The 26,369-nt window shown below is 67.6% G+C and carries 26 protein-coding genes, 2 pseudogenes and 1 CRISPR repeat array (1 of these 29 cut by a window edge); of the genes and pseudogenes, 13 read left to right on the forward strand and 15 right to left on the reverse strand.

Annotated features, from left to right (window positions below; genetic code table 11):
• Window positions 1-257: direct repeats of the CRISPR family, unit length 29 nt; unit sequence GTCGGCCCCGCGCACGCGGAGATGAGCCC (it extends 74 nt beyond the left edge of the window).
• Window positions 258-263: 6 nt separating this feature from the next.
• Together EDC82_RS03840 and EDC82_RS03845 are read right to left on the reverse strand one after the other, a co-directional pair.
• Window positions 264-842, reverse strand: a complete 579-nt coding sequence (locus EDC82_RS03840) for a recombinase family protein (RefSeq protein ID WP_131940669.1) — start codon at window positions 840-842, stop codon at window positions 264-266.
• The gene (locus EDC82_RS03845; protein ID WP_160126184.1) at window positions 839-1,321 is read right to left on the reverse strand and encodes a hypothetical protein; all 483 of its coding nucleotides are present in this window, start codon (window positions 1,319-1,321) and stop codon (window positions 839-841) included. Before EDC82_RS03845 ends, EDC82_RS03840 begins: the two co-directional genes overlap by 4 nt.
• A 152-nt stretch (window positions 1,322-1,473) precedes the next feature.
• Between EDC82_RS03845 and EDC82_RS03850 the strand changes: the two genes are divergently transcribed.
• A protein-coding gene (locus EDC82_RS03850; RefSeq protein ID WP_131940674.1) for an IS3 family transposase occupies window positions 1,474-2,660 on the forward strand; the annotation gives its coding sequence in 2 pieces (ribosomal slippage) (window positions 1,474-1,758 and window positions 1,761-2,660; 1,185 coding nt in all).
• Between the two features lie 45 nt (window positions 2,661-2,705).
• Here the strand turns inward: EDC82_RS03850 and EDC82_RS03855 are convergent.
• Both EDC82_RS03855 and EDC82_RS03860 read right to left on the reverse strand, forming a co-directional pair.
• Window positions 2,706-3,614 carry a cation diffusion facilitator family transporter gene (locus tag EDC82_RS03855; RefSeq protein ID WP_006945553.1) on the reverse strand — a complete coding sequence of 303 codons (909 nt, stop codon included), beginning with the start codon at window positions 3,612-3,614 and terminating at the stop codon, window positions 2,706-2,708.
• Between the two features lie 3 nt (window positions 3,615-3,617).
• The gene (locus EDC82_RS03860; RefSeq protein WP_231729517.1) at window positions 3,618-4,022 is read right to left on the reverse strand and encodes a helix-turn-helix transcriptional regulator; all 405 of its coding nucleotides are present in this window, start codon (window positions 4,020-4,022) and stop codon (window positions 3,618-3,620) included.
• A gap of 85 nt (window positions 4,023-4,107) precedes the next feature.
• Between EDC82_RS03860 and EDC82_RS03865 the strand changes: the two genes are divergently transcribed.
• The 7 genes from EDC82_RS03865 (at window position 4,108) to EDC82_RS03900 (ending at window position 11,402) form a co-directional block, all read left to right on the forward strand.
• Complete coding sequence (locus tag EDC82_RS03865) at window positions 4,108-4,425, forward strand: zf-TFIIB domain-containing protein (RefSeq protein ID WP_040014676.1); 318 nt, start codon at window positions 4,108-4,110, stop codon at window positions 4,423-4,425.
• Between the two features lie 238 nt (window positions 4,426-4,663).
• Complete coding sequence (locus tag EDC82_RS03870; protein WP_006945497.1) at window positions 4,664-5,329, forward strand: DUF3105 domain-containing protein; 666 nt, start codon at window positions 4,664-4,666, stop codon at window positions 5,327-5,329.
• Window positions 5,330-5,342: 13 nt separating this feature from the next.
• On the forward strand, window positions 5,343-6,071 hold the full coding sequence (locus tag EDC82_RS03875) for a DUF305 domain-containing protein (RefSeq protein ID WP_006945531.1): 729 nt from the start codon (window positions 5,343-5,345) through the stop codon (window positions 6,069-6,071).
• Between the two features lie 253 nt (window positions 6,072-6,324).
• Complete coding sequence (locus EDC82_RS14865) at window positions 6,325-6,690, forward strand: DUF3817 domain-containing protein (RefSeq protein ID WP_040014686.1); 366 nt, start codon at window positions 6,325-6,327, stop codon at window positions 6,688-6,690.
• Window positions 6,691-6,938: 248 nt separating this feature from the next.
• Window positions 6,939-8,339, forward strand: coding sequence for a cytochrome ubiquinol oxidase subunit I (locus EDC82_RS03885; protein ID WP_006945486.1), 1,401 nt, complete (start codon window positions 6,939-6,941; stop codon window positions 8,337-8,339).
• The gene (locus EDC82_RS03890; protein WP_006945483.1) at window positions 8,336-9,343 is read left to right on the forward strand and encodes a cytochrome d ubiquinol oxidase subunit II; all 1,008 of its coding nucleotides are present in this window, start codon (window positions 8,336-8,338) and stop codon (window positions 9,341-9,343) included. Before EDC82_RS03885 ends, EDC82_RS03890 begins: the two co-directional genes overlap by 4 nt.
• Before the next feature lie 1,522 nt (window positions 9,344-10,865).
• The gene (locus EDC82_RS03900; RefSeq protein ID WP_006945548.1) at window positions 10,866-11,402 is read left to right on the forward strand and encodes a DinB family protein; all 537 of its coding nucleotides are present in this window, start codon (window positions 10,866-10,868) and stop codon (window positions 11,400-11,402) included.
• A gap of 52 nt (window positions 11,403-11,454) precedes the next feature.
• Here EDC82_RS03900 and EDC82_RS03905 read toward each other — a convergent pair whose 3' ends face one another.
• The 8 genes and pseudogenes from EDC82_RS03905 to EDC82_RS03940 all read right to left on the reverse strand — a co-directional run bounded on the left by EDC82_RS03905 (window position 11,455) and on the right by EDC82_RS03940 (window position 17,547).
• Window positions 11,455-12,477 (reverse strand): aldo/keto reductase, encoded by a 1,023-nt coding sequence (locus EDC82_RS03905; RefSeq protein WP_006945543.1) that lies wholly within the window; start codon window positions 12,475-12,477, stop codon window positions 11,455-11,457.
• Window positions 12,474-12,932, reverse strand: a complete 459-nt coding sequence (locus EDC82_RS03910; RefSeq protein ID WP_006945485.1) for a MerR family transcriptional regulator — start codon at window positions 12,930-12,932, stop codon at window positions 12,474-12,476. Before EDC82_RS03910 ends, EDC82_RS03905 begins: the two co-directional genes overlap by 4 nt.
• 106 nt (window positions 12,933-13,038) lie before the next feature.
• Entirely contained in the window at window positions 13,039-13,860 is an 822-nt protein-coding gene (gene istB, locus EDC82_RS03915; protein ID WP_131940676.1) for an IS21-like element helper ATPase IstB, read from the reverse strand.
• Window positions 13,857-14,825: pseudogene (locus tag EDC82_RS03920) on the reverse strand (IS21 family transposase); the annotation flags it as partial. The pseudogene EDC82_RS03920 and the gene istB, both read right to left, overlap by 4 nt.
• 30 nt (window positions 14,826-14,855) lie before the next feature.
• A pseudogene (locus EDC82_RS03925) lies at window positions 14,856-15,149 on the reverse strand (IS3 family transposase); the annotation flags it as partial.
• Between the two features lie 4 nt (window positions 15,150-15,153).
• Window positions 15,154-16,353, reverse strand: coding sequence for an IS30-like element ISPfr14 family transposase (locus EDC82_RS03930; RefSeq protein WP_083803176.1), 1,200 nt, complete (start codon window positions 16,351-16,353; stop codon window positions 15,154-15,156).
• Window positions 16,295-17,257: a DDE-type integrase/transposase/recombinase gene (locus EDC82_RS15235; RefSeq protein ID WP_131940465.1), complete on the reverse strand. Its 963-nt coding sequence runs from the start codon at window positions 17,255-17,257 to the stop codon at window positions 16,295-16,297. The genes EDC82_RS03930 and EDC82_RS15235 overlap by 59 nt, the downstream gene beginning before the upstream one ends.
• Window positions 17,254-17,547 (reverse strand): transposase, encoded by a 294-nt coding sequence (locus EDC82_RS03940; protein WP_062256098.1) that lies wholly within the window; start codon window positions 17,545-17,547, stop codon window positions 17,254-17,256. The genes EDC82_RS15235 and EDC82_RS03940 overlap by 4 nt, the downstream gene beginning before the upstream one ends.
• 340 nt (window positions 17,548-17,887) lie before the next feature.
• On the opposite strand from EDC82_RS03940, the gene EDC82_RS14475 reads away from it, so the two are divergent.
• Window positions 17,888-18,037, forward strand: a complete 150-nt coding sequence (locus tag EDC82_RS14475; RefSeq protein WP_156444873.1) for a hypothetical protein — start codon at window positions 17,888-17,890, stop codon at window positions 18,035-18,037.
• 81 nt (window positions 18,038-18,118) lie between these two features.
• A complete protein-coding gene (locus tag EDC82_RS03945; RefSeq protein ID WP_062255834.1) occupies window positions 18,119-19,501 on the forward strand; it encodes an MFS transporter in 1,383 nt (460 codons plus the stop codon).
• An 18-nt stretch (window positions 19,502-19,519) separates the two neighbouring features.
• On the opposite strand, the gene EDC82_RS03950 is transcribed toward EDC82_RS03945, so the two are convergent.
• Window positions 19,520-20,740: an MFS transporter gene (locus tag EDC82_RS03950; protein WP_231729349.1), complete on the reverse strand. Its 1,221-nt coding sequence runs from the start codon at window positions 20,738-20,740 to the stop codon at window positions 19,520-19,522.
• A gap of 37 nt (window positions 20,741-20,777) precedes the next feature.
• Between EDC82_RS03950 and EDC82_RS14480 the strand changes: the two genes are divergently transcribed.
• Window positions 20,778-21,752: a DUF664 domain-containing protein gene (locus tag EDC82_RS14480; RefSeq protein WP_074046208.1), complete on the forward strand. Its 975-nt coding sequence runs from the start codon at window positions 20,778-20,780 to the stop codon at window positions 21,750-21,752.
• Window positions 21,753-21,982: 230 nt separating this feature from the next.
• Here EDC82_RS14480 and EDC82_RS03960 read toward each other — a convergent pair whose 3' ends face one another.
• A complete protein-coding gene (locus EDC82_RS03960) occupies window positions 21,983-22,384 on the reverse strand; it encodes an SMI1/KNR4 family protein (RefSeq protein WP_006947443.1) in 402 nt (133 codons plus the stop codon).
• A 221-nt stretch (window positions 22,385-22,605) separates the two neighbouring features.
• Between EDC82_RS03960 and EDC82_RS03965 the strand changes: the two genes are divergently transcribed.
• Window positions 22,606-23,628 carry a magnesium transporter CorA family protein gene (locus EDC82_RS03965; RefSeq protein ID WP_006947435.1) on the forward strand — a complete coding sequence of 341 codons (1,023 nt, stop codon included), beginning with the start codon at window positions 22,606-22,608 and terminating at the stop codon, window positions 23,626-23,628.
• A 142-nt stretch (window positions 23,629-23,770) separates the two neighbouring features.
• Window positions 23,771-25,168 (forward strand): class II fumarate hydratase, encoded by a 1,398-nt coding sequence (gene fumC, locus EDC82_RS03970; protein ID WP_006947470.1) that lies wholly within the window; start codon window positions 23,771-23,773, stop codon window positions 25,166-25,168.
• A 97-nt stretch (window positions 25,169-25,265) separates the two neighbouring features.
• On the opposite strand, the gene EDC82_RS03975 is transcribed toward fumC, so the two are convergent.
• The gene (locus EDC82_RS03975; protein ID WP_006947407.1) at window positions 25,266-26,207 is read right to left on the reverse strand and encodes an L-lactate dehydrogenase; all 942 of its coding nucleotides are present in this window, start codon (window positions 26,205-26,207) and stop codon (window positions 25,266-25,268) included.
• Window positions 26,208-26,369 lie beyond the last annotated feature (162 nt).

Genomic DNA, 26,369 nt, shown 5'->3' on the forward strand with positions numbered 1-26,369 from the left:
ACGCGGAGATGAGCCCGCCATCATGTTCGCCGCGTCGGGCCCGTTCTGGTCGGCCCCGCGCACGCGGAGATGAGCCCTTCTCCATCGCAGGGATGACCTTCGTGCCGAGGTCGGCCCCACGCACGCGGAGATGAGCCCCGGGGTCACCGTCCGCTGTGGCCGGTGAGGGTGTCGGCCCCGCGCACGCGGAGATGAGCCCGCGCAGCAGGCCAGTGACTTCGACGCGCTGGCGGCCCCGCGCACACCGGTTGAGCCAGCGCGCTTTAGGGCGTCGGTCGGGACCCGCTTAGAGCTCGCCGCACCGTGTCCCGCGACATTCCGTGCAGGCGCGCGATCTCCGAAATGCTCATGCCCGACTCGTACGCCGCGACCATCGCCGAACGCAGCGACGGCGTGACCTTCGCCGGGCGTCCAAGCTTCTTGCCCTGAGCGCGCGCCCGCGCGACACCCTCATTCGTGCGCTCGATCAGTCGGCGGCGCTCGAACTGGGCGAACGCGAGCATGAGGTTGATCTGAGCCTCACCCGCCGCCGAGTGCGGATCGAGCACGCCCATGTCACCGGTCTCGACCGTGACTCCGCGCTGCGCGAGGTCGAGCACGGTCCCCATCGTCTCGAACATCGTGCGCCCCAACCGGTCGATCTTCGAGCACACGATCCGATCCCCGTCATCAACCGCACGCACGAGCGCGTCGAATTCCGGACGCGATTTCTTCGCGCCACTGCACATGTCGGCGTACACGTGCCGTGCGTCAATACCGCGCGCGATCAACGTCTCACGCTGCGCGTCGAGCGACGCTGCCTGCTTCGCGGTTGAGACCCGCGCATAGCCGTACGTCGTCACGACGCGCCCGCCTTGTCATGCAGCTCGACCAAGATCATGTCCTCAACCACCGTGCCCCGGCATGTCAGCATCACAGCGTTGTCATCAGCCGTAGTCGACCACCGACGAGCATGGCGCACATCAGAGTGGCACCAGTTCTTCAACGTGCCCTGCCCAGACTCATCGCCGTCGTATTTGCTTGTCAGGTCGCCCCCAATACCCCAAGGCAGGTACTCGCCATGCTCGGCTTTGGGGTCAAGCTTCACGAGCACCTTGACGTTGTAACCGTCCTTCGAAGTCTCAGCCTTGCTCGACGCCACAGACCACTCTTGCCCCGATCCGCGCACCTCGACCGTGCCAGTCGTCGGCGCGTCCTTACCGCATCCCGCCAGCGCCATCACCGCGAGGCCCACCATGCACATGTGCTTCCTCATCGCTGAGCCCGCCGACCCGCCAGCCACCCACACGCTGTGCTCACGCAGCCATGTCTTACGGTCCATCACGTACACCCCTGTCGATAATCGGTCGATTCCCGCCACCCAGCCCGGCGGCAATCCCCCGCATCCGCAGGTGCGGCCCAACGGGACTGCTGCACGGATAGGTGACATCGACTCTGTGGTGCCGTTCGGTGCCGCAGGAGAGGATGTGCACCATGCCCAAGCCGTACCCCAAGGAGTTCCGCCAGAACGTGATCGAGGTCGCTCGCTCTCGTGAGGCCGGGACGACGTTGAAGGAGATCGCGAAGGACTTCGGGATCTCGGAGTCCTGCCTGACGAACTGGATCGCCATCGCTGACCGGCAGGACGGGAACAAACCCGCCGCCGCGGTGAGCGACTCTGGTGAGTTGCGTGAGGCTCGCCGTCGGATCCGGTTGCTCGAGCAAGAGAACGAGGTGCTACGCCGCGCTGCGGCGTACCTCTCGCAGGCGAACCTGCCGGGAAAATGATGTACCCGCTCGTCCGTGAGCTGGCCGCCCAGGATGCCCCGATCAGGGTGCCTGTGACGGTGACGTGCCGGGTCCTGAAACTTGCCAGGGCGCCGTACTACCGGTGGCTGGCCAACCCCGTGACCGACGCCGACTGGGTGGAAGCGCACCGCGCGAACGCGTTGTTCGATGCACACCGTGACGACCCGGAGTTCGGGTACCGCCTCCTAGCTGACGAGGCCCGCGACGCCGGGCAGGAGATGTGCGACCGCACCGCGTGGGCGATCTGTTCGAGCAACGCGTGGTGGAGCGTGTTCGGGAAGAAGCGCGCGAAGAAGGGCCGGCCCGGCCCGCCGGCGCACGATGACCGCGTCCAGCGTGACTTCACCGCGACCGGCCCGAACCAGCTGTGGCTGACCGACATCACGGAGCACCGCACCCGTGAGGGCAAGGTGTTCATGTGCGCCGTCAAGGACGTGTGGTCCAACCGGCTCCTCGGGTACTCCATCAGCTCGCGGATGAAGGCCCGCCTGGCCGTGCAGGCGTTGGAACACGCCGTGGACACCCGCGCCCGAGCGGGCGTCGACGTGGCCGGCTGCATCGTCCACAGCGACCGCGGGTCCCAGTTCCGGTCCCGCAAGTACCTGCGCGCCCTGTCCCGGCACGACCTGCTCGGATCCATGGGACAAGTCGGCTCGAGCGCGGACAACGCCGCCATGGAGAGCTGGTTCGCACTCCTGCAGAAGAACGTCCTGGACCGCCGAACCTGGGACACCCGCGACCAGCTGAGGCTGGCCATCGTCACCTGGACCGAACGGACTTACCACCGCCGACGACGCCAAGCCCGCCTCGGCAAGTTGACCCCCATCGAGTACGAGACCATCATGACCACAGCGGCCACCCAGGCCGCATGACCAACATGTCACCTATCCGTGCAGCAGTCCCGGCAGCTATGGAGGTCAGATGGGGTTGACATGTTCTTCGTGGCTGGCTGGTTCGCACTGGATGGTGGCATGGGTGACGTGGTACTCCTCGGCGAGCAACGCGGTGACCCGGTCGAGGACGGCGTGTAGCTCGGCGTCGTCGGCCAGCACCACGTGCCCGGTGGCGGTGTCCAGTCCGGAGGTGACGGTCCAGATGTGCAAGTCGTGCACGTCCGCGACGCCCGGCAGCGCCCTGATCCGGGCCTCGACCTCGCCCACGTCGAGTCCGGGCGGGGCGACCTCCATCAAGATTCTCAAGGCTTGCGCGATGAGTTTCCATGTCCGGGGGAGGATGAACAAGCCGATCGCGGCCCCGATCAGGGGGTCCGCGTAGCGCCAGCCGGTGGTGAAGATGATGATGGCGGCGACGATGACACCCACCGAGCCGAGCATGTCGGAGAACACCTCGAGGTAGGCGCCCTTGACGTTGAGGGATTCCTTAGCCCCGGCCATCAACAGCCGAAAGCTGATCAGGTTGACGATCAGACCCACCACTGCCACGGCCAGCATCGGCAGCCCTGGGACGTCGGGTGGGGAGGAGAATCTTTGCCAGGCTTCGTACAGCACGTACCCGGCCACTCCGAACAGCAGCACCCCGTTGGTCAGGGCAGCGAGGACCTCGAGTCGGTAGGTGCCGAAGGTGCGCTGCGGGTTCCCGGAGGCTTGGGCCAGGGTGATCGCGGCCAACGCCATCCCCAGGCCGAGGACGTCGGTGCCCATGTGTGCGGCATCCGACAGCAGAGCCAGGGAGCCGGTGGTCAAGCCCACGGTGAGTTCGACGAGCATGTAGGCCGCGGTCAGGCCGAAGGCGATCAGTAGGGGTGTGCGGTGTCGGGCCCCGGCGGTGGCTGCGCTGGCGTGGCTGTGGCCGTGGTCGTGTCCCATCCCTCAGACCCCCGGGGTGCCGTGGACGGCGTGGTCGAGGTGCTCACGCGTGACGTCGAGGAGAAGGCGTACGTGACTATCCGCGAGGCGGTAGCGGACCATCCGGCCGTCGCGGCGATTGGTGACGACGCCTGCAGTGCGGAGCAGTCGCAGTCCGTGGGACAGCGCGGAGGGGGACATGTCGACCATCTCTGCCAGGTCGCACACGCAGGTCTCGCCTGCCTCCAGCAACGCGAACAGCACCCGCACCCTGCCTGGATCGGATAGCAGCGCGAACGCGTCCGCGATCCGGCTCGACTCCGCTGGGGTGACCAGAAGAGGCCTCGTGGCCTCCACTCGGCCTTCGTCGACTTGGGTCGAGGTGCAGGCATCGAGGCCCACCACCTGGGCATCTTGGGATCGGGTCACGGGAACTCCTGAACAGTTGAACGAGTTGTCATATGTACAGTAGTCGACGTTGGATCCGACCGACCCCCACAAGGAGTCTGAAGCAATGACAACCGAGCTGACCTGCCCCAAATGTCACGGCGCGATGCGTAGTTACGAGCGCAACGGCATTCAGATCGACCAGTGCACCGAGTGTCGCGGTGTCTTCCTCGACCGCGGTGAGCTGGAGCAGCTGATCGATGCCGAGGCGGCCTACACCCAGGCCGCCCAGCAGGGCCGCGGCGCCCCGGTCCCCGGGCCGCCCGCCCAGGCGAACCAGCCTCCGGGTTACGGCTGGGACCAAGGCGGACACCATGGCAAGCCCCAGTACGGCGGACACCACGGCAAGCGGAAGAAGGGCTTCCTCGGCGAGCTCTTCGACTGACGCGCCGCGAGGACCGCGCCGCGCGGCGTTGACCCGCTGCGGGCCCGACCCCGATGTCGTCGGGCAAGGCGAGCGTCGCAATCGCCGCGGTGCGGGCAGGCGCCCTCGGCCGACCTCCCATCGGGTGCCTGTGGCTCCCGTCGCAAGCGCCCGGCAGCCGTCAGGTCAGCCACCGAAACAGTTCCCACCTGCAACCGGCACGGGCCAGGGGACAGAACAACGAAAGGCAAGACAGCAGATGTCTTCGAAGGGTCGCAAGGACCACACACAGCGGGCCGCGCGGGTCCAGCAACTGCGGCGTGAGCAGAAGCGCAAGGAGCGTCGGCGTGCTCTGCTGATCTACTCCGTCACCGCAGCCGCGGTGCTGCTCATCGTCGGCGGCGTCGCCGTCAGCCTGATCCGCACCGAGGCGAACAAGCCCGACCTGGCGGCCGTGAAGAGCTACAAGGTCACCCCCGAGCACGTGCAGACCCCGGTTACGTATGCGCAGACTCCGCCCGCGGGCGGAAAGCACAACCCCATCTGGCTCAACTGCGCCACCTATCCCACCCCGGTGCCCAACGAGAACGCGGTGCACTCGATGGAGCACGGAGCCGTCTGGGTCACGTATCGACCCGATCTGCCGGCCGCTCAGGTCGCGACTCTGAAGGCCGCGATCCCGAGCACCTACGCGGTGCTCTCGCCGTTTCCCGGGCTGAAGGCTCCGGTCGTCGCCTCGGCGTGGGGTAAACAGCTCTCCCTCGACGGTGCGGACGATCCCCGTCTCGCGGCCTTCATCCGGGAGTACCGGCAGGGTGCTCAAGCGCCCGAGAGCGGCGCCGCGTGCACCGGCGGCTCCGACGGCACCCTGCCACTGAACGCCGGCGGCGGTATGCCCGCACCATCCCCGACCACGCAGCCCTGATCGGGGGATCTCGATGACCAAAGAACCGTCTCTGCCAGAGGATCTTGCGGAGTACGCCGAAGTTGCCGCTCGCCCCCGCCCCGACCGACACCGTCCTTGGTTGCCGGTGGTGGCGGTGCTGCTGGTAGTCGGCTTGGTGGTGGCCGGCGGGGTCGGGTACCTCGTGGGCCGTCCTGCCTCGCCACCGGCCGATGACAGTCCCGAGGCTGGATTTGCCCGGGACATGCAGGTCCACCACGCCCAGGCCGTTGAGATGTCCCTGATCGTGCGGGAGAAGAGCGCTGACCCGGGCCTGCGGGCGATGGCCTACGACGTGATCACCAGCCAGCAGCAGCAGATCGGCCAGATGTACGCCTGGCTGGACGGCTGGGGACTCCCGCAGACCTCCCCCCGTACGTCGATGGCGTGGATGTCGGGGATGGATCATGCCGGGATGGCTGGCATGCCGTCCGGATCCGGCTCGATGACGATGTTGCCGGACGGTCGGATGCCCGGGATGGCATCGGCCGCGGATCTGGCGCGGCTGAAAGCTGCGAGCGGTCGGGCCGCCGAGGTCCTATGGCTGCAGCTGATGATCCCGCATCACCAGGCCGGGGTAATGATGGCCGAGGCAGTGATCCAGAAATCCGATGATCCCCAGGTAGTCAAGCTGGCCAATGCCATCCGCACCGCCCAGCTCGCCGAGATCGACCAGATGCGCCAGATGCTCAAGGAACGCGACGGGGTCGAGAGGAGCTCGTGAAACCGGCGCTCCAACTGCTGGCCGCCGACGCGCTCGCCACCATCCACCTCACGGGGGCCGCACCGCCCGCAAAGCACACGCCGAGCTGGAATCGTCAGACCCGCCGGCCCGCGACGTACACACGCGGGTGCCGGCCCGGGTTGTGCTGCGGGTCGAAGGCCCGATCTCGCCGATCATTCCATCTGGTGGCTTTCGACGTTGGTTCGACGGATGCAAAGTCTGGTTGACTTTCGGCTCCTCCTACACTGCCCGAGTGTCCCCTCGAACCTACGCGCAGTTGTTCCGGATCGTCGCCACGGCCGAGGCCATCTCGTGGGCGGGTCTGCTGACCGGCATGTACTTCAAGTACCTCACGGATGCGGGGGACCTCGGGGTACGGATCTTCGGACCCATCCACGGCGGCATCTTCGTCGCGTATGTGCTGATCACATTCCTGGTCTCACGCGCGCTCGGATGGGGTCGTTGGACCACCCTGGTGGGGCTGGCGTGTTCGGTGCCGCCCTTCGCCACACTGGCGTTCGAGGTGTGGGCGCAACGAAGTGGCCAGCTTATGACGCCCACGACTGGTTCCCCCGACGAGCCCCTCCCCCGCCGAGCGACTACCGGCGGTCGCGTCTGAGCCACGGGCACGCGGGTTCGGCGACCTGATCGTTGCCGGAGCACGATCAGGCAGCAGCCCACCAGCCCTGTGCTCGAGGGCGGCCGGCACCTGAACGGCGAGCCGAGGTAGCCGGTGACGAGCGCATCTACTCGAACGACTGAGCGCGCCCGGGGCTGCGCTTGAGGAGCATTCTAGACTTGTGAAACATTTCACAAGTAGCGCTATGGGTGACCGGTTCGCGGCTGTGCGCACGTACCGTCGGGACCGTGGTCACCCGCGACGCGCTGCTCCAGGTACTTACTGCCGACCCTGCCGGGTTGCTGCCGGCGCGCGAGCAGATGGCGATGACCTTGGGATGGCACATCATCCTGGCCTGCTTCGGGGTGGCGTTCCCCGCGATGATCCTGGTGATGCACTCGCGGGGGATCCGCCGCGACGACCAGGTGGCACTGGGCCTGGCGCAGCGCTGGTCGAAGGTAGCGGCGGTCTTGTTTGCCATCGGTGCGGTCTCCGGCACCGTGTTGAGTTTCGAGATGGGGCTGCTGTGGCCCGGTCTGATGGGTCGCTTCGGCGACGTGTTGGGGTTGCCGTTCGCCGTCGAGGGGCTGGCCTTCTTCGTTGAGGCGATCTTTCTCGGCATCTACCTCTACGGCTGGGGCCGGATGCCCCCGAATCGGCACGTTCTGATGTTGATTCCGATGGCCATCTCGGGGGTCGTCGGCACGTTCAGCGTGATCGCGGTCAATGCCTGGATGAACAACCCCACGGGTTTCCGGATGGTCAACGGTGAAGTCACCGACGTCCAGCCGTGGCGTGCGTTCTTCAACGACGGGGTCTGGGGCCAGTTCGCGCATATGTGGGTGGGCGCGTTCATGGTCGTGGGCTTCCTGGTCTCGGGTGTGTACGCGGTGGGCATGCTCCGCGGCCGCGTCGATGCGCACCACCGGCTCGGGTTCAGCGTCCCGTTCGTCTTCGCTAGCGCGGCAGCGCTGGTGCAGCCCTTCATCGGGCACCTGCTGGGGCTACGGCTCGGTGGCACCCAACCCTCGAAGCTGGCGGCGTTCGAGCTCGCGACCACGACCGAGAGCCCGTCCCCTTTGCGTCTGGGCGGTGTCCTGGTCGATGGTCAGGTCCGGGGGGCGATCGACATCCCGCTGCTCGGATCGATCATCTCTCGCAACTCTTTCACCACCCCGGTCCAGGGCCTGGATACGATCCCGGTCGCAGACCAGCCGCCGGTGAACATTGCCCACTTGGCTTTTCAGTCGATGGTCGGGATCGGCACCCTGCTGGCGCTGGCCGTGGTGCTGTTCTGGTGGACTCGCTGGCGCGATCGTGACCTGCTCGAGAACCGCTGGTTCCTGCGGTTCTCCGCGGCGGCGGGTCCGCTCGCGATCATCGCTCTGGAGGCCGGGTGGATCGCGACGGAGGTGGGTCGGCAGCCGTGGACGGTGTTCGGCGTGCTGCGCACCACCGAGGCGGCGGGCAGCAACTCCGGATTGTGGTGGCTGTTCGGGGTCACGTTCCTGGTGTACGCCGCCATGACGGTGGGCGCCTACGTCGTGCTCCGGTCGATGGCGCGCCGCTGGCGCTCGGGTGAGCTGGACCTGCCCAGCCCCTACGGACCGCAAGCGCGACTCTCCGACACTCAGAGAACCGACCGATGACCCTCGCGCTGGCCGCTGCCGCCGCGCTCTTCGTGGGCGTGCTGGCCTACTCGCTGTTCGGCGGCGCCGACTTCGGCTCCGGATTCTTCGACCTGACCGCGGGTGGCTCCGCGTCGGGAGCCGAGCTGCGCACCCTCATCGACCACAGCATCGGGCCGGTATGGGAGGCGAACCACGTGTGGCTGATCTTCTGCCTGGTGACCTGGTGGACTGCGTTCCCAGTCTCGTTCGCGGCCATGATGAGCACCCTGATCATCCCGCTGCTGCTGGCATTGCTCGGGATCGTCCTGCGCGGAGCCTCGTTCGCCTTCCGCAAGTACGCCGCCACCCTCGCCCAGGCACGGCTGTTCGGCGCGTTCTTCGCTGCCTCCTCGCTGATCACACCGTTCTTCTTCGGTTGTGTCGCGGGGGCGATCGCGTCGGGCCGGGTGCCGGCGACCGGACGCGGCCCGCTGATCGACTCCTGGGTCAACCCCACCTCGATCTTCGGGGGCCTCATCGCGGTCGGCACCTGCACCTTCCTGGCCGGGGTGTTCCTCGTGGCCGACGCCGCCCGCGCCAGTGCATTCGTGCTCACGGCACAGCTACGGATCCGGTCCCTGGCCGTGGGCGTCACGACCGGGCTGATCGTGTTCGTCGCTCTGGTGCCCATCAAGCACGACGCCCCGACTCTCTACGCCGGTCTGACCGGGAAGGCGGCACCCCTGATCGGCATCTCGGCCGTGGCGGGTCTCGCCACACTGGTGCTCCTGGTCGCGCGCCGCTTCCCGGCGGCGCGCCTCACCGCGGTGCTTGCCGGCGCGGCGGTGGTACTCGGCTGGGGCATAGCCCAGTACCCCTGGCTACTTGTCGACCAAGTCAGCATTGCCGATGCCGCCGGGTCACCAGCCACACTCGCCGCACTGCTCGGCGTCGTCGTCCTAGCCGCGATCATCGTCGTCCCCGCGATGGCGTACCTGTACTCACTCACACAGTCCGAGCCGTGGACGAAGTCAGAATCCTGATTCACCGTAGGACATGACTCGTCAGAGCCAGTCGAGTGGTCGCCCGGGCGAGGTCCCGCGGCGCGGCGGAGACCGTTGAATACGGAGGCCAGGTTCTCAGTGACGGCGATAGCGGCGCAGTTGCTCCTTCGTCACGAGCCTCAAATGACCCCACCGACCTCGTCGAGTGAAGGCAACCTCGCTCCGTACAGGCTTCCAGTTCCAAGGCAGCACCCACCTCAGCTTCGCGTGGACCAGGTTCACAAGGCACTTCATGCGCTGGGTCGAGCCTGCGAGACGCCAATGCTCAGTCGGAAGTCTGAATAGATTCGGTTGCCGCTCGATGTTATCGAAAGGTTTGCCGCTGACTACCCCAGCGGTGGCTTCAAGATGGACGACGAGCCAGGGTCCACCCTGGCCCTCATGGTGGTGGTCTGGCACGAGCTCAGGCCGTGCGCCCCGGCGAACGTGCCTGAGATCGAAAGACTATTGCCCGCGAAGTATCGCGGGGGCTAGGACGACCACCTTTCGCTCCAGGGCCCACGCCCCCGCTGCACGGTGAAGCGTCCTTCATAAGACGACGATGTCCCTGTCGCGACTAATTGGAGAATCGGTAGGTCAAGATCCATTGGTTGCCGCCGCCCTGAGGCGACCGAGGGGCTGGGCACAGGAACCCGGTCGAGACGATGGCCGGATGCCTTTAGGGCTACGACCGTCCTTGAAGGCATCGAGACCGCTGCGGGCTTGACAGCTCTGCGGGAAGTGGCCTTCATTCGCGCTAAGGATACCTCCTCGTAAAGCCCAAACTCTGGTCCCCGCGAATGACCAAGGTCGACGACCGCGGATCCGCCCGGACTGAATCGCCCCGGGGCACACCAGAGCCTCTACTGGCTATGTCAACTTCATCCGGCCCCGGGATGACGGCCCCACGTGGCCCCATCTGGCGCTAGATCAGCGGTAGCGCAGGGCGCTCGGGAATGCGCTCTGGGAGGCTGGTGATCATGAGTGCTGAACCGTCTCTTGTGCCCGAACTGGCCGTGACCGACTGCAGCGTGTCCGTCCGGTTCTGGTGTGACCTGCTGGGCTTCGCCGTGCTTTACCGCAGGCCGAGGAGGGCTTCGCCTACCTCGCGCTCTCGGCGGCGCTCACCTCATGCTCGACCAGGCCGACATCGGCAGGACGCGGCGAACGGCGCCCTTCGACCTTCCCTTGGGGCGCGGGATCAACTTCCAGATCTCCGTGCCCGATGTTGCCGTGCAACTCAGGCAGCTCCGTGAGGCGGCCTGGCCCTTGTTCATGGAGCCGGAAGTGAAGTGGTACCGCCTCAGTCCGAGCGAGTAGGCGGGTGTTCGCCAGTTCCTCGTGCAGGACCCCGACGGCTACCTGGTGCGCCTCCAGATGTCGTTGGGACACCGAATGTTGGAGCAGTGACCCAACGCGGCAGGAGAGCGTGTCGGCCGGGCGCATTATGCCAGCTGACGGGCTGAGCGCCTGGGCCCTTGAGCGCGGGCCTCTCTCGGCTTCGTTCGGTAGGCTCCTGGCTGTGACGACGCCCTTGCCCGACATCGCCCCCGCGAGTGACGAACGATCAACCCTGACGTCATTCCTCGACTTCCAGCGCAGTGTCGCGCGCCGTAAGACTGAGGGCTTGGACGACCAGCAGCTGCGCACCCGCTTGGCCGGGCATCCATCGATGATGAGCATCGGCGCGATCATCAAGCACCTGGCCAGCTGCGAGACATGGTGGGCCCGCGGCTGTTTCGCCGGGCAGGATGTCGGGGAGCTGGACGAGCCGTGGCGCTCGGGCTGGCAGCAGGCTGAGGGTGACTGGGAGTGGGAAGCGGACGCCGACTCGGGCAAAGACCTGCGTGCGTGGTTCGACAAGGCCATCGCTAACGCGAACAGCACCTACTCGGCTGCCCCGACACTAGATGAGCTCAGCGTCCGGGCCTGGGGGGCGCCCACCCCGGCGCACGTCAACCTGCGTTGGATTCTCGTTCACCTCATCGAGGAGTACGCCCGCCACCTGGGCCACCTCGATCTCCTGCGCGAACAGATCGACGGCAACACCGGAGACTGAATGGCGAGATGAGGTCAGTGATCTCGTCGCGGCAGAAGCGGATGTTGGCGCGTCACTGCTCCCGTCCGGAGCTGATCCAGCGGGGATCGTCGGAGATGTTGCGATCACCGTGCACGGTGCGTGCGATGTGGTCCAGGAGGTCCATCTGGGTCGGCGTGAGGTCGATGTCTGCACTGCCGAGGTTCTCGATCATGCGGGATGCCGTGCGTGAACCTGGGATCGGGACGCAGGCGACTCGGAACTGCTCTGCCTTCTGCAGCAGCCACGCCAGGGAGATCTGGGCGTTGGTGGCTCCGATCTCGGCGGCAACGCGGGTGACGATCGCGAGAGCCTGCTGGTTGGCATCCCACCCGGCCCCCATGCGTTCGGTGCGGCCGCGGAGGTCGGTCGCGATCTGCGCGGGGGTGAGGGTGCCGGTGAGGAAGCCTCGTCCCAAGGGGCTGTAGGGCACGAATCCGATCCCGAGTTCCGCGCAGGCCGGGACCACGTGAGCCTCGACATCACGCGACCACAGGCTCCATTCGGACTGGACGGCCGTGATCGCGGCCGTCGCGTGGGCTCGACGCAGTTCGTCCGCGGTGACCTCTGACAGGCCGAGGTGACGTACCTTGCCCTGGGTCACGAGCTGCGCCATGGCGCCCACGGTCTCCTCGATGGGGATGTCGGGGTCGGTGCGGTGCAGGTAGTACAGGTCGATGGTCTCGACGTCGAGGCGGCGCAGCGACGCGTCGCAGGCTTGGGACACGTACTCGGGACGTCCGTCGGTGGACTTCTGCCCTCGGTGGTCCTCACCAAGGGTGATGCCGGTGATGCCGAACTTTGTGGCCAGCTGCACTCCGTCGCGGCGGCGGGCGAGCAGGGGTGCGAGCATCTCCTCGTTCGTCCCGGCTGGGCCGCTGCTGCCGGCACGGGGCTCCCCGTAGACGTCGGCCGTGTCCAGGAACGTGATGCCCGCGTCTATCGACTCGTCGAGGGTCCGGCGGGCCTGGGCGTCGGTGGTGCCGCCGTAGATGTGACTCAGGGCCATGCAGCCGAACCCGATCGGGGACGCGGTGAGGGTGCCGAGGGTGGTCATGGTGTCGGGCCTTCCTGGTAGGTGGCGATCTTGTATTCGGTCGCCGCGAGGGCCAGTTGGAGTTGGCCGATCTGGCGGCGCAGGGTGTCGCGGTGTTCGAGCATGAGGTCGAGTCGTTGGGGGATGGTCTGTCGTCCCGCGTCGACCAGGTTCAGGTACTCCTTGAGGTCGGCGATCGTCATTCCTGCGGTGCGCATGCGCGTGATGAACATCAGGCGGCGGATGGCGGGTGAGTCGTAGCGGCGGTGCCCGACGTCGTCTCTGGCGACGGCGACCATGCCAATGCGTTCGTAGTAGCGCAGCGTGTGGACGGTGACGTCCAGGTGGTCGGCTGCTTCGGCGATGTCCCACCACGTCGTGGGGTCGTCGCGAACGAGATCTTTCAGTGCCTCGACCGAGATCCCGCCGGGTGGGTCGGTGGCGAGGCGGAGGGCCTGTTCCAGCTCGAGGTTCATGTCGGTGACGCTACGGCTTCGAGCGCGCTCGAACGCAACACCCGCTTGCGGAGACCTCCGGTGCCGCATTCGCAAGGAAGGTCCGCACATCGGCAAAGTAGTGATGTCACGCGCCTGTTGCGGGGGTCCGGTGCCGGGCTCGGGTGTGGGCGAGGCGGTAGGAGTTGGTGCCTGTTTCGATGATGGTGGCGTTGTAGGTGAGGCGGTCGACGATCGCTGCGCACAGGCGGGGGTCGGTGAAGGTGTCGGTCCAGGCGGAGAAGGACTGGTTGGAGGCGATCGCGATGGCGTTCTTCTCCTCGCGTTCGGTGAGGACTTGGAACAGCAGCTCGGCGCCGCGCCGGTCGAGTTCCATGTAGCCGAGTTCGTCAATCACGAGGAGATCGACGCGGCCGTAGCGGTTGATGGTCTTGGTGAGTTGTTTCTCGTCGGCGGCTTCGACGAGCTCGTTCACCAGGCGGGTGGCGAGGGTGTAGCGGACGCGGTAGCCCTGCTCGGCGGCGGCGGTGCCGAGTGCGATGAGCAGGTGGGATTTGCCGGTGCCGGAGTCCCCGATCAGGCACAGCGGGTCACCGCGGCGGATCCAGTCGCCGGTGGCGAGCTCGTTGATGGTGGCGGGGTTGATGTTGGGGTTCGCGGTGAAGTCGAAGTCGGCAAGCCATTTCTCGCGGGGGAAGCCGGCGCTCTTGATGCGGCGCAGGGTGGAGCGGCGGTCGCGGTCGTCGACCTCGGCCAGGAGGAGTTCGGCGAGGAAGCCCTGGTAGGTGAGTTGTTCCTTGGTGGCGACCGCGACGGCGTCGTCGACGACGGCGCGGATGGTGGGCAGCCGGAGCCGGCGGCAGGCCTGGTCGATCGCGGCCTGCGCGGCCTGTTCGGTCAGGCCCTGACGACGACGAAGACCGGTCGGGCGGGTGCTGGTGGTGGTCATGGGGTTCCTGTCTTGGGTGCGGTGGTGGCGGGATCCGTGGCCGGTTGGCGACGTCGCAACAGCTCGTCGTAGGCGGTGACGGTGGGCAGGGGTCGAGTGTCCTCGGGTAGGTGCGCGATGACCTGGTGCGGGTCGGTGGGGCGTCGTGGTGGCAAGTTCACGACCGTCCCCCGCCTGGTCGGGGTGGTAGGGATGGGTGTGTGGGTGGTGGCGTGGCGGCGGGCTTCGACGGCGACGACGTCGGGGCTGATCGCGCCGACCGACAGGGCGCTGGTGATGCCGGCGATCACCGCCTCGGCGGGGAGGGAGCGGTGGAGCAGGAGCACGTCGATGAGTTCTTGGGTGCCTGCGACGTCACCGCTGGTCTTGCGGGCTGCGGCCCAGAACGCGTCGTGGGCTGCGGTGAATGCCCCCGCCGCTCTGGCTTGGGCCAGGGCGGTGGAGCCTGGGAACGCACCGGGCTTGTGGCGTAGGACTTCTAGGTAGTGGTCCAGCTCGACTCGGGTCACCCCACGGGTGCCGAGGCGTGGGTGGGTGGCCACTATGGTGCGGCCTTCGAAGACGACCACGCACGAGGCCCGCAGGCTGACGCGGACGCGTTGCCCGATCAGGTGTGCGGGGACGGAGTACTTGACCATGCGGACGGTGATCAGGGCGGAGCGGTCGACGCGGGGGTGGAGGATCAGGCCGGGGTCGAAGTCGTCTGCTGGCAACGGTGCCAGGTGTGGGAGTTCGGCGTGGTAGTCCTGCCCGATCGTGTTGGCGTGGCCGGTGATGCGGCGGGTGTTGTCATCGTGTTCCCAGGCACGGATCTTGTCGTTGAGTTCGTCCAGGGTGGCGACGTCGGGCATGGGGGTGAGGTGGTTGCGGCGGAACCAGCCGACCTCGCCCTCGACGCCACCTTTCTCGTGGGCGCCGTCGATGCCTGGCTGGCAGTAGAACGCGTCGAAGCCGTAGTGGGAGCGGGACTGCTGCACGGATAGGTGACATGTTGGTCATGCGGCCTGGGTGGCCGCTGTGGTCATGATGGTCTCGTACTCGATGGGGGTCAACTTGCCGAGGCGGGCTTGGCGTCGTCGGCGGTGGTAAGTCCGTTCGGTCCAGGTGACGATGGCCAGCCTCAGCTGGTCGCGGGTGTCCCAGGTTCGGCGGTCCAGGACGTTCTTCTGCAGGAGTGCGAACCAGCTCTCCATGGCGGCGTTGTCCGCGCTCGAGCCGACTTGTCCCATGGATCCGAGCAGGTCGTGCCGGGACAGGGCGCGCAGGTACTTGCGGGACCGGAACTGGGCAGGTTCAACCAGTCGTTGCAACACCGGCTTGTTCGAGTGATCGTAGTTGCTCGTCGAAGACCTCTGCGGGGGTTCGCCAGCCGAGGACTTTGCGTGGCCGGTTGTTGAGGGTGTGAGCGACAGCTTCAAGGTCGTTCGCGCTCCATCGGGACAGGTCAGTGCCCTTGGGGAAGTACTGGCGCAGCACGCCGTTGGTGTTCTCGTTCGTCGGGCGCTGCCACGGCGAGTGCGGGTCGGCGAAGAACACGCGCGTGCCGGTCTCCAGCGTGAACTGGGCGTGCCCGGACAGTTCCTTACCCCGATCCCACGTGATCGTCTGACGCACTTGCTGCGGAAGCGACGTGATCGACGCGCTCAACGCCTTGTTCATCGCCTGCGCGCCGTAGCCGCCCAGCGACGGGCCGTTCTTTACCTGCGGCTGCTCACCCCAGCCTTCAAGTCGAGGAAGATGTACGAGGATCGTGGTGCGGCTACGACGCTCGACGAGCGTGCCGATCGCGGAGCGGCCGGTACCGATGATGAGGTCGCCTTCCCAATGGCCTGGCACGGCACGGTCTTGCGCTTCGGCGGGCCGCTGGCTGATGACCACCTCAGCGCTGACATGGCCCTGGGGCTTGTTCCGTGAACGCTCCCGCGGTTCACGCAACGCGCGGCCGGTGCGCAGACAGGCGACGAGTTCGCGTTTCAACGCGCCGCGCCCTTCGATGAACAACGACTGATAGATCGCCTCATGGCTGATGCGCATGGACTCATCATCGGGGAAGTCCAACCGCAGCCGATGACTGATCTGCTCCGGGCTCCACGAACTGGCCCAGCGCCGATCCTGCCTGCGCGGCTTGTTCAACCCCTTCCACGCCGGCGCGGCCGGGCCTGCCACGGGCGTGCCGTCAGGATGGGTGACCCCGCCGGCGAGGCGGTCTTGGACGTAGTCGCGTAGACGCTCGTTCCTAACCAACTTCGCGATCTTCGGGCGTTTCGCTGCTTCTTGCGCTTTCCACTGCGCGACCGTGGCCCGGTACTCGATTCGGCCGCTACGGGTGGCGGCGTTACGGCGTAGTTCACGGCTGATCGTGCCTGCATCACGCCCCAGCTGGCGAGCGATCGCGCGGACGCCGACGCCTTTGGCGTTCAGGATCGCGATCTCTTCACGTTCTTCGAAACTGAGATAGCGCCCGGACGGCTCGGCCAGGCTGATCGGTGGCATGCCGCCAGCGTGTCGAAACCAGCGCGCACCGACGGGGCACGACACGCCGACCGCGAGGCAGGCTTCCGCCGTTGTGACGCCCGTGGCGATCTGGCGCCAAAACTGCCGTTCGACTCGCCGCGAAGGTGACTGGCGTGGGCGCCCAGGGGAACGCATCGGTGGGCGCAACGCTCGATCTGCACGCCACTGGCGCCGCAACACCTGTGGCGCGTCCCTCGTGCTCTGGTCCCTGTCGTTCGCTGCCATCGCCAACACCTTCCACGTCAAGGTGTTGCGACGACCAGTTGAATCCGCCCTGGGACCCGCGGTCGCTGTGGACGATGCAGCCGGCCACGTCGACGCCCGCTCGGGCGCGGGTGTCCACGGCGTGTTCCAACGCCTGCACGGCCAGGCGGGCCTTCATCCGCGAGCTGATGGAGTACCCGAGGAGCCGGTTGGACCACACGTCCTTGACGGCGCACATGAACACCTTGCCCTCACGGGTGCGGTGCTCCGTGATGTCGGTCAGCCACAGCTGGTTCGGGCCGGTCGCGGTGAAGTCACGCTGGACGCGGTCATCGTGCGCCGGCGGGCCGGGCCGGCCCTTCTTCGCGCGCTTCTTCCCGAACACGCTCCACCACGCGTTGCTCGAACAGATCGCCCACGCGGTGCGGTCGCACATCTCCTGCCCGGCGTCGCGGGCCTCGTCAGCTAGGAGGCGGTACCCGAACTCCGGGTCGTCACGGTGTGCATCGAACAACGCGTTCGCGCGGTGCGCTTCCACCCAGTCGGCGTCGGTCACGGGGTTGGCCAGCCACCGGTAGTACGGCGCCCTGGCAAGTTTCAGGACCCGGCACGTCACCGTCACAGGCACCCTGATCGGGGCATCCTGGGCGGCCAGCTCACGGACGAGCGGGTACATCATTTTCCCGGCAGGTTCGCCTGCGAGAGGTACGCCGCAGCGCGGCGTAGCACCTCGTTCTCTTGCTCGAGCAACCGGATCCGACGGCGAGCCTCACGCAACTCACCAGAGTCGCTCACCGCGGCGGCGGGTTTGTTCCCGTCCTGCCGGTCAGCGATGGCGATCCAGTTCGTCAGGCAGGACTCCGAGATCCCGAAGTCCTTCGCGATCTCCTTCAACGTCGTCCCGGCCTCACGAGAGCGAGCGACCTCGATCACGTTCTGGCGGAACTCCTTGGGGTACGGCTTGGGCATGGTGCACATCCTCTCCTGCGGCACCGAACGGCACCACAGAGTCGATGTCACCTATCCGTGCAGCAGTCCCCGTCGCGTCCACCCCGACACCTCACCAGGGGTGGGGCACAGTTGCGCCTTCAGCGCCACATCCTCGACCGCCAGACCCACCCGCGAATCCAACGAGGCCAGCACCAACCACGCAGCAGGGGGAGTTCACCGGGGAGGGCGGCGGCCAAGGGGATGTGATGATCGCGGCGCTCGTGCTGCTGGGGTTGGGTTGGAACGCTGGATTGCTGGCCGGCACGACGATGCTCGTCGACGCCACCTCCAGCGCCACCCGCGCCTGCACGCAGGGCACGTGCGACGTCCTCGTCTCGCTTGCCGGAGCGGGCGCGGCATCGGCGCAGGCTTCGTCGCCGGCGCCACGACCTACGCGACGCTGTGCTGCCTCACCGTCGTCGCAGCCGTTGCGCTGCTCGCGTTCGTGCCCCGCCGAAAGTCGGCGTGACGTTTTATTCATCGTCATGACACAAAGGCGTTAGGGTGAACGTCATTCCTTTCTTTCCCATGTGACGAAAAGAGCGGCGCCATGACGGTCCGTCCCACCCCACTCTCGGCTCCCGCGAGTCGAACCGAGCGGCTCGATCGGTTGCCGTTCACGGCGCGTCATCGCTCGATGCTCGTCGGTTCGGGCGTCGGCTGGGCGCTCGACGCGATGGACGTCGGGCTCATCAGCTTTCTCATGGTGGCGGTCAAGAAGGAGTGGGGGCTGACGACCGGCGACCTGTCGGTGCTCGCCTCGATCGGCTTCGTCGGCATGGCGATCGGCGCCGGTGTCGGCGGCGCCCTGGCCGACCGCATCGGGCGCCGCACCGTGTTCGCGGGCACACTCGTCGTCTACGGCCTCGCGACGGGTCTGTCGGCGCTCGCACCGAGCTTCCTCGTCCTGTGCGCCCTGCGCTTCGTCGTCGGGCTCGGCCTCGGCGCGGAACTCCCGGTGGCCTCGACCCTGGTGAGCGAATTCGCCCCGAAGCGCCTGCGTGGACGGATGGTCGTCGCCCTCGAGTCGTTCTGGGCGCTCGGGTGGCTGCTCGCGGCCGTCATCGGATTCACGATCGTGCCGCACGACAACGGGTGGCGCTGGGCGATGGCGCTCGGGCTCGTGCCCGCTCTCTACGCGATCCACGTGCGTCGTGGGTTGCCTGAGTCGGTGCGCTTCCTGGAAAGGGCCGGCCGCGACGACGACGCCGAGCGCATCGTGCGCTCGTTCGAGGCCGCGGCGGGTCCGGCGCAGCGCAGCGACGGCGCGCACCTCGACGACGCTGCCGACACCCACGCGGGCGCGCAGGGAACCACCGTCGACGGCGAGACGACCAGAACGTCAGAGCCCGCGAGCCCGTTCTCCGCGCCGTATCGAACGCGGACGGCCGCTCTGTGGGCGACGTGGTTCGGCGTCAACTTCGCCTATTACGGGGCCTTCTTGTGGATCCCGACATTCCTCGTCGCGAACGGCTTCCCGGTGGCGAAGTCGTTCGGTTTCACCCTCGTCATCACGATCGCACAGTTGCCCGGATACGCGGTGGCTGCGGTGTGCGTGGAGAAGATCGGACGCCGACCGACGCTCGCGCTCTTCCTCGCAGGTTCGACGGTGTCGGCGCTGCTGTTCGGTCAGGCCACGTCGGAGACGACGATCATGGCCGCCGGGTGCGCGCTCAGCTTCTTCAACCTCGGCGCGTGGGGTGCGCTGTACGCCATCACGCCCGAGATCTACCCGACGCTCATGCGCGCGGGCGGCGCCGGCGGCGCGACGGCGTTCGGGCGCATCGCCTCGATCGTGGCGCCGCTCGTCGTGCCTTGGGTGTTCACCCATCACGGCGAGGGCTGGACGTTCGGTGTCATCGCCGCAGCCTTCGCGGTCGCGACGCTTGCCGCGCTCGCGCTGCCCGAACGTCGGGGGCAGGCGCTCGACTGACCCGGCGGGGACGAGGCGTCAGCTCTCCTGTGGGTCGCGCAACGCCGCGGTGAACGTCAGCCCCGTCAACAGCAGGCCCGCGACGAACGGCAGGATCATCGCGCGCTGGATGCCGAAGTGGTTGCTGAGGAAGCCGATGATGCCGGGCCCGGCGAGAAACGCGGTATAGCCGAAAGCGGTGACGATGGCGAGCACGCGGCCGCCGCCGATGTGGCCGGCGATGGCGTAGATCTGCGGGGCGATCATGCCGACACCCAACCCGACGAGCAGCCAGCCGACGAGGATGAGCGGCAGCGACGACGTGGTGATGACGACGCCGAACCCGGCCACCGCGACGGGCGCGCCGAAGCGCACGACGGCGGCGCGCCCGAATCGTGCCACGAGTGAGTCGCCGAGCAGCCGGATGACGACCATCGTCGCGGACACGCAGACGAGACCGGCCGCGCCGACCCCCGGGTCGACGTGCGCGACGTCCGTGACGTGGATCGAGGCCCAGTCGATCGCGGTGCCCTCCGTGAACCCGAAGAACAAGGCCATGACGCCGAGCAGCCACGCCTGCGGCGGGATGCCGGGTCGCGGCGGTGCGTCGCCGCTCCTGGGGCTGATCGGCGCGGCGTCGTCCGTGCTGTCCTCGACATGCGGTGCCTGCGGCGTCAGAGCGAACAGTGCGGTGAGCCCCGCCCCGGCAAAGATCGCTGCCGCGACGAGGGCCCACCTCGGATCAGCCCCGTCGCCGCCCTGCAGTTTCGCCGAGCCCATGACGAGCAGGGCGCCGAGGAAACCTCCGAGCGAGAAGAACGCATGGAACCGGCTCATGATCGCCGTACCGGAGGCCCGCTCGGCGTCGACGCCGAGGGCATTCATCGCGACGTCCATGACACCGTTGCACGCGCCGATCATCACGCCGCCGACCACGAGGGTGGGGTAGTTCGGGGCGAACGCGACCACCAGCAACCCGATGGCGAGGCCGACTCCGCCGACGAGTGACGGCAGGCGCGGTGTGAACCGGTCGGAAACGCGGCCGCTCACCTGCATGGCCACGATCGCGGAGCCCCCGGCCAGCAGGAGGACGAGCCCGATCCCCGACGCGTCGGTGTGCAGGCGTTCACGGAGGCCGGGCAGCGAACCGCCCCAGGCCCCGATCATCAGGCCGTTGACGAGAAAGATGCCGAACACCGAGCGGATGAGGGCGTGGCTCTGCGCTGCGGTGAACGACGTCGTGGGAGTCGAGGTGGGCATGCGCTCCATTGTCACCGCCGCCACCTACCCTGGTCGAATGGACGACAAGGCCACGCTGAAGACGTACCTCGACTCGCTGCGTTCGGCGATCCTGTGGAAGCTCGAGGGCCTCGACGAGTGGCAGCTGCGCTGGCCGATGACGTCGACGGGGTCGAACCTGCTCGGCATCGTCAAGCACCTCGCAGCGATGGAGTACGGCTACCTCGGGCATGTCTTCGACCGCCCCGGCGAGGAGCTGCCGTGGATGGGGCAGGACGCCGAGCCCAACGCCGACCTGTGGGCGACGTCCGACGAGACCGTGGAGAGCGTCGTGCGCCTCTACCGCCGGGCCGTCGCACACGCCGACGAGACGATCGCGAGCCTCGACCTCGACGCCGCCGGCCACGTGCCGTGGTGGCCGCAGCCCGACGTCACCCTGCACCGCGTACTCGTCCACCTGAGTGTGGAGGTGGCCCGCCACGCGGGGCAGGTCGACGTCCTGCGCGAACTGCTCGACGGACGCGTCGGCATGCGTGAGGCGAACCCCAACCTGCCGTGGAGCGACGAGTTCTCCTGGGAGAGCTACGTGGAGAGGCTTCGTCAGATCGCGATCGACGCGCAGTGGCCCGGTGCCCGACCCGGTCTGTACGGGTTCGCGGGCCCGCAACGGGACGCGTTGCTCGCGCCGATCCTTCGCGGTGCCAAGACGGCGACATCATCCCTGGCAGCCGCGTATTCAGTGGACGATGAACTGCCGCGAGTCGGTGAGCGCGAGGTGCTCATCTCGTCGGCGGGGATGCCCGTCGGCGTCACCGAGACAGTCGAGGTGCGCGTCGTCCCGCTGGGAGAGGTCGACCTCGAGCACGCCGTCGACGAGGGGGAGGGGTACCGCAGCGTCGACGAATGGCGCGGGGCGCACGAGCGCTTCTGGGCCTCCGACGCGATGCGGGCCGAGCTCGGCGACCCCGACCTCGTCGTCGACGATGCGACGCCCGTCGTGCTGCAGCGCATCCGGCTCGTCGAGACGCTCTGACGGGTGTGCCGGCGCGGTGGCACTGGAGGTTCGCCGGTGTCGAGATGCCCGCCATTCCGAGGACCGCGGGCGCTCGTGGACCGAGTGGTTCGAGGCGCAGTGACGACGGAGCAGCGCCCCGCCGATGCGTCGTGATGACGCACCACGCGCCGCGCCCGGCGCCGTCATCACGCCTGACGCCCGGTTGTCATGGTCAGCGTGGGCGCGTCATAGCGCCCTGATCGCCGCCCTCAGGCGAACAGGTCGTCCTGCTCGGCGTGCTCGTTGCGAAGCGACTCGAGGAAGCCGACGAACGTGGCGCCGAGCTCGCTGAGCTCCTCGCCGCTGTCGCGCTCGACGTCGACCCAGCGCGTCGGGTGACCGGGGACGACGCCGAAGTCCCAGTCCTCGCCGCGGCCGAAGACGACGATGTCGCCGGTCTTGGTCACCGAACTCGGGTGCAGCACGCGCAGGTAGGGCCCGTCGGTGCCGTCGGCCATGTGGACGTTGCCGTTGTACGTCGCCGTCGTCAGCCAGAAGGCGCGCAGGTCGTCGGGAAAGGTAACGCCGAGCTTCTTCTCGGCGTGCGTGAGGTCGTCCTCGGTGGCGGGGGAGTCGAAACGGTCAGGGCTGAAGTACTCCGTGAAGGACATGCCGTCAGCCTAGGGCCTGCGACCCGTGAGCGGGCCGCGACGAACGACGAAGCGAGTAGCGCGATGGTCCGTGGGTGCTTCCGCCCCGTGAACCGGGCCGCGACGATCCCAGCGTCCTGTCGGCGCGATCCACAGCGTCTTGTCGGGGCGATGCGTCACAATGCGCTCATGATTCGTCCTGCTCCGCTTCGCTCGAACCCCCCGCGCGCCGGTGAGCCGTCATGATCGAGGGTCTCGATATCGCTGACGCGCGGGTGTGGCGCAGGAAAGAGACGAAGGCGCGCTCCATCGAGGCGGGTGCGCTCGCCGACGCGATGCGCGACGAGGAGAACCTCGTCTGGGTCGACCTGCTCGACCCGTCGCCGGAGCAACTGCGTCAGCTCGTCCTGCGGTTGGGCGTGAGCGGGACTGTGGTCGAGGATGCTCTCGCTCCGCACGAGCGCGCCAAGGTGACGGCTCACGCCGACCATCTGTTCTTCACCGTGTACGCCACGCAGCTCGCGACCGACACCCTCGCCGAGCACGCTGACGGGCGCAGCCACCTCAGCGTCACGCGCATCAGCGGCATCGTGCTGCCGCGGGCGCTCATCACGATCAGGGTCAGCTCGCCGCACTGCGAAGCGTTCGACATGGGTGAGGTCGTGAAGCGCTGGGATGATTCCGCCTCACTCATGACGCAGGGCAGCGGCGCGCTCGTGCACGGGTTGCTCGACTACGTCGTCGACGGCCATTTCGACACAATCCAGTCGCTCGACGACGCTCTCGAGGGCCTCGAGGAGACGTTGTTCGCGGAGCGGCGCACCGGCAGCGAGTTCGTCCGCACGACGTACGCGATCCGCAAGGATCTCGTCGCGCTGCGCCGCGTCGTCCTGCCGATGCGTGAGGTCGTCAACGCGCTCATGCGTCACCGCGGGCGCACGGGCGGGCCGCTCGACGCCTGGTACGACGACCTGTACGACCACGTGCTGCGTGCCTCGGAGTGGACCGAGTCGCTGCGGGACATGGTGAGCACCGTCTTCGAGACGAACCTGTCGCTGCAGGACGCGCGGCTCAACACGATCATGAAGAAACTCGCAGCGTGGGCCGCGATCATCTCGGTGCCGACGGCCGTGACGGGCTGGTTCGGCCAGAACGTGCCCTACCCCGGTTTCCAGGCGCATTCGGGGCTCGTCATGAGCGTCGTCGTCATCGTCGCGTTGTCGGGCGGGCTCTACGCGATCTTCCGCCACAACGACTGGTTGTGACCTCCCCGCCCACCTGCGTCCAAGTGCACCCGGGTGCATCAGGACGCAGAGGGTTACGGCTGGGCGCTGACGACGAGGGTGGCCTCGCCGCGCACCCCTCCGGGCGTTCGCGATCGTGGTGAGGCGTGCCTAAGCTGGAGGCATGGTCAAGCGCATCGAAACCGACAGCATGGGTCAGATCGAGGTCGACGAGAACGCCTACTGGGGCGCGCAGACGCAGCGAAGCATCGAGAACTTCGACATCGGCCGTGACACGTTCGTGTGGGGGCCCGTCATGGTGCGGGCACTCGGCATCCTCAAGAAGGCCGCCGCGCAGGCGAACGCCGATCTCGAGCAGCTCCCGAAGGACGTCGCGGAGCTCATCGAGAAGGCCGCGGACGACGTCATCGACGGCAAGCTGAACGATCAGTTCCCGCTCGTCGTGTTCCAGACAGGCTCCGGCACGCAGTCGAACATGAACGCCAACGAGGTCATCTCCAACCGCGCGATCGAACTCGCCGGCGGAGAGCGCGGCTCGAAGAAGCCCGTTCACCCCAACGATCACGTCAACCGCGGTCAGTCGTCGAACGACACGTTCCCGACGGCGATGCACATCGCCGTCGTCCTCGACCTCGTCGAGCGCCTCTATCCGGCCGTCACCGAGCTGCGTGACGTGCTCGACGCCAAGGCGAAGGAGTTCGACGACGTCATCTGTGTCGGGCGCACCCACCTGCAGGACGCGACGCCGATCCGTCTCGGTCAGGAGATCGGCGGCTGGGTCGCGCAGCTCGACTTCGCGCTGTCGCAGGTGCGTCAGGCCGAGCAGGCGACGCGGGCGCTCGCGATCGGTGGCACCGCCGTCGGTACGGGGCTCAACGCGCACCCCGACTTCGGCATGCTCGCCGCGCAGAAGATCTCCGAGATCACGGGCGAGAGCTTCCACCAGGCCGACAACCTGTTCGCGTCGCTGTCGGCGCACGACGAGCTCGTCGCCGTCAGCTCGTCGCTCAGGCTGCTCGGCGGGGCGCTCATGAAGATCGCGAACGACGTGCGTTGGCTCGCGTCCGGGCCGCGCAACGGCATCGGCGAACTCGTCATCCCGGAGAACGAGCCGGGCAGCTCGATCATGCCGGGGAAGGTCAACCCGACGCAGTGCGAGGCGATGACGATGGTCGCCACCCGCGTGTTCGGCAACGACGCGACGGTCGGTTTCGCCGGCTCGCAGGGCAACTTCCAGCTCAACGTGTTCAAGCCCGTCATGGCGCACGCCGTGCTGGAGAGCATCCGCCTCATCTCGGATGCGTGTCGTTCGTTCACCGCGCACTGCGCACGTGGCATCGAGCCGAACCGGGAGCGCATCGACGCCAACCTCGCCTCGAACCTCATGGTCGTGACGGCGCTCAACCGTCACATCGGCTACGACAAGGCCGCCGCCATCGCTAAGAAGGCGCACAAGGAGGGCACGACGCTGCGCGAAGCGGCGCTCGCGTCCGGCGACGTGACGGGCGAGGACTTCGACCGCTGGGTCGTGCCCGCCGACATGACGCACCCGTCCGCCTGACGAGCCCTCCCACCGGCGAAGGGGTTGTGGAGGTTCGTGCGCTCAGACGCGCAAACCTCCACAACCCCTTTCGTCGTCTGTCGTCGTCTCGGAGCGTTCAGTCGCGTAGCCCCGTCGAGTCGACGACGCCGCTGAGTACCTTGGCGGAGTGGGCGAGGGCGTCGCGTTCGGCGTCGTTCAGGTCGAGTTCGACGACGCTCTTGACTCCGCTGCGCCCCAGCACCGTCGGCACACCGATGAACAGGTCGTCGATGCCGTACGTGCCGTGCAGCTTCGTCGAGACCGGCAGCGCGGTGTACTCGTCGCGCAGGATGGCGCGGGTGATGCGCGCGAGGGCCATGCCGATGCCGTACGACGTCGAACCCTTCGCGTCGATGATGCGGTAGGCCGCCTCACGCGTGTCGGTGAAGACACGCTCGATCTCCTCACGGCGCCCCGGCACGCTCTCGAGGTCACGTGACAGCGGCGCGCCCGCGACGTTCGCGGACGACAGTGCGGCCACCTCGGTGTCGCCGTGCTCACCGATGATCGACGCGTGCACGCTCGACGGTGCGACGTCGTACAGCTCGCCGAGCATGAAACGCAGGCGCGCCGAGTCGAGCGTCGTGCCCGAACCGATGACACGCTCGGACGGCAGACCGCTCAACTTCCAGGTGGCGTAGGCCATCACGTCGACCGGGTTGCTGGCGACGAGGAAGATGCCGTCGAAACCCGTATCCATCACGGAGCCGACGATCGAGCGGAAGATCTCGACGTTGCGCCCGACGAGGTCGAGCCGCGTCTCACCCGGGCGCTGCGCCGCACCCGCGGTGATGACGACGAGGTCGGCGTCGGCGCAGTCGTCGTATGACCCCACCGTCACGCGCGTCGGCGACGGCGCCCACACGACGCCGTGGTTGAGGTCCATCACCTCGCCCGTCACCTTCTGAGTGTTGATGTCGATGATGGACAACTCGTGGACGAGACCCTGGTTGACGAGGGCGTACGCGTACGCCACCCCGACGTCACCGGCACCGATGAGAACAACGCGATCGCTCATGACCTCAACGCTACGCCGCCGGCCCGGTCTGTTCCGTCGTGTGGAGCACCTTGCCGGTGCAGTGAACATGAACATCGAATGACAGGCGGGGAGGGCTCGTCACGTGACCGCTGGCCTCAGAGGCCCGAGCTTGGGAGTTTGGCAGCCGACCCGCGACCCCGC

Origin of the sequence: Dermacoccus sp. SAI-028, from assembly GCF_004346775.1 — a bacterium.
In the GTDB taxonomy this organism is placed as follows: Bacteria; Actinomycetota; Actinomycetes; order Actinomycetales; family Dermatophilaceae; genus Dermacoccus; species Dermacoccus nishinomiyaensis.

Coding starts and splice junctions, on each gene's coding strand:
- EDC82_RS03910 (WP_006945485.1), bottom strand. CDS start 12,932: ATGAACCTCGAGCTGGAACAGGCCCTCCGCCTCGCCACCGACCCACCC.
- EDC82_RS03905 (WP_006945543.1), bottom strand. CDS start 12,477: ATGACCACCCTCGGCACCCTCACCGCGTCCCCGATCGGGTTCGGCTGC.
- EDC82_RS03865 (WP_040014676.1), top strand. CDS start 4,108: ATGACAACCGAGCTGACCTGCCCCAAATGTCACGGCGCGATGCGTAGT.
- EDC82_RS03875 (WP_006945531.1), top strand. CDS start 5,343: ATGACCAAAGAACCGTCTCTGCCAGAGGATCTTGCGGAGTACGCCGAA.
- EDC82_RS03945 (WP_062255834.1), top strand. CDS start 18,119: ATGACGGTCCGTCCCACCCCACTCTCGGCTCCCGCGAGTCGAACCGAG.
- EDC82_RS03950 (WP_231729349.1), bottom strand. CDS start 20,740: ATGCCCACCTCGACTCCCACGACGTCGTTCACCGCAGCGCAGAGCCAC.
- istB (WP_131940676.1), bottom strand. CDS start 13,860: ATGACCACCACCAGCACCCGCCCGACCGGTCTTCGTCGTCGTCAGGGC.
- EDC82_RS03975 (WP_006947407.1), bottom strand. CDS start 26,207: ATGAGCGATCGCGTTGTTCTCATCGGTGCCGGTGACGTCGGGGTGGCG.
- EDC82_RS03890 (WP_006945483.1), top strand. CDS start 8,336: ATGACCCTCGCGCTGGCCGCTGCCGCCGCGCTCTTCGTGGGCGTGCTG.
- EDC82_RS03930 (WP_083803176.1), bottom strand. CDS start 16,353: ATGCCACCGATCAGCCTGGCCGAGCCGTCCGGGCGCTATCTCAGTTTC.
- EDC82_RS14480 (WP_074046208.1), top strand. CDS start 20,778: ATGGACGACAAGGCCACGCTGAAGACGTACCTCGACTCGCTGCGTTCG.
- fumC (WP_006947470.1), top strand. CDS start 23,771: ATGGTCAAGCGCATCGAAACCGACAGCATGGGTCAGATCGAGGTCGAC.
- EDC82_RS03965 (WP_006947435.1), top strand. CDS start 22,606: ATGATCGAGGGTCTCGATATCGCTGACGCGCGGGTGTGGCGCAGGAAA.
- EDC82_RS03960 (WP_006947443.1), bottom strand. CDS start 22,384: ATGTCCTTCACGGAGTACTTCAGCCCTGACCGTTTCGACTCCCCCGCC.
- EDC82_RS03940 (WP_062256098.1), bottom strand. CDS start 17,547: ATGCCCAAGCCGTACCCCAAGGAGTTCCGCCAGAACGTGATCGAGGTC.
- EDC82_RS03845 (WP_160126184.1), bottom strand. CDS start 1,321: ATGGACCGTAAGACATGGCTGCGTGAGCACAGCGTGTGGGTGGCTGGC.
- EDC82_RS03870 (WP_006945497.1), top strand. CDS start 4,664: ATGTCTTCGAAGGGTCGCAAGGACCACACACAGCGGGCCGCGCGGGTC.
- EDC82_RS15235 (WP_131940465.1), bottom strand. CDS start 17,257: ATGATGTACCCGCTCGTCCGTGAGCTGGCCGCCCAGGATGCCCCGATC.
- EDC82_RS03855 (WP_006945553.1), bottom strand. CDS start 3,614: ATGGGACACGACCACGGCCACAGCCACGCCAGCGCAGCCACCGCCGGG.